We start from the raw sequence: 1,012 nt of genomic DNA on the forward strand, positions 1-1,012 counted from the left end.
GTACAGTCATAAAATGGGGAAGTCCGCCCCACTAAGCGATTCACACCAAATCAGAGATTTGGGTTCTCTGCTTATACCAACTGAGCTAATGGGTCCTATGAAATTATGTCGCCCATCCAATGCGGACTGCCATCAAATGGGGCCGCCCCACTAAATTCGTTCATGGCTGTTAGCTGACGCGAATAATGAATGGTGGGGAGAGATGGATTCGAACCATCGTAGACTTAGTCAACGGATTTACAGTCCGCCCCCTTTAGCCACTCGGGCATCTCCCCTCGTTAAAATAAAACTGGAGCTGATGATAGGACTTGAACCTACAACCTGCTGATTACAAATCAGCTGCTCTGCCAATTGAGCCACATCAGCCTGTATCGATGCTTTGCGCTCCCATTTCGAAACGCTCAGGCTCTTTACGCTCTGCCTCACTAAGGGCGTACGCCGTGCTCTGAATTCCCTCCAGGCACTTCGTGCCTGCTACGCATTCATGGCTGTTTGCTTACGCGTAAAGATGGCGACCTGGAAGAGACTCGAACTCTCGACCTCCAGCGTGACAGGCTGGCATTCTAACCAACTGAACTACCAGGCCGCGGGTGTGGTGTAAGCTGTGTGCAGTGTATATTACAGGCGTTTGGACGCCATGTGCATTCGTTCCGGCACTTCGTGCCTTCACTCATTCACGGCTGTTAGCTTACGTGTAATGGTGACCCCTGGGGGAATCGAACCCCCGTTACCGCCGTGAAAGGGCGGTGTCTTGACCGCTTGACCAAGGGGCCAGGTTTAAAAAACGGATAGGAATTTCTTCCGTATCCGTCTGCTTTTGAATGGCTCCTCAGGTAGGACTCGAACCTACAGCCTATCGGTTAACAGCCGAGTGCTCCACCATTGAGCTACTGAGGATTATTTGACTTCTTATTCTTAAAGAGCCATTAGATTGCGCGACGTTCTATCCTCCCAGGCAGTCACCCACCAAGTACTTTCGACGCTAAAAGGCTTAACTTCTGTGTTCGGTATG

At 50.7% G+C, this 1,012-nt stretch carries 5 tRNA genes and 1 rRNA gene; all 6 read right to left on the reverse strand.

What is annotated here, in order from left to right:
• Nucleotides 1-190: 190 nt before the first annotated feature.
• Nucleotides 191-275, reverse strand: a tRNA-Tyr gene (locus BLW33_RS13930).
• A gap of 15 nt (nt 276-290) precedes the next feature.
• A tRNA-Thr gene (locus BLW33_RS13935) sits at nt 291-366 on the reverse strand.
• Between the two features lie 143 nt (nt 367-509).
• Nucleotides 510-586: transfer RNA gene (locus BLW33_RS13940), tRNA-Asp, on the reverse strand.
• A gap of 112 nt (nt 587-698) precedes the next feature.
• Nucleotides 699-773, reverse strand: a tRNA-Glu gene (locus BLW33_RS13945).
• A 49-nt stretch (nt 774-822) separates the two neighbouring features.
• Nucleotides 823-897: transfer RNA gene (locus tag BLW33_RS13950), tRNA-Asn, on the reverse strand.
• A 33-nt stretch (nt 898-930) separates the two neighbouring features.
• A 5S ribosomal RNA gene (rrf, locus tag BLW33_RS13955) occupies nt 931-1,012 on the reverse strand; the annotation flags it as partial.

Origin of the sequence: Eubacterium aggregans, from assembly GCF_900107815.1 — a bacterium.
Classification (GTDB): domain Bacteria; phylum Bacillota; class Clostridia; order Eubacteriales; family Eubacteriaceae; genus Eubacterium_O; species Eubacterium_O aggregans.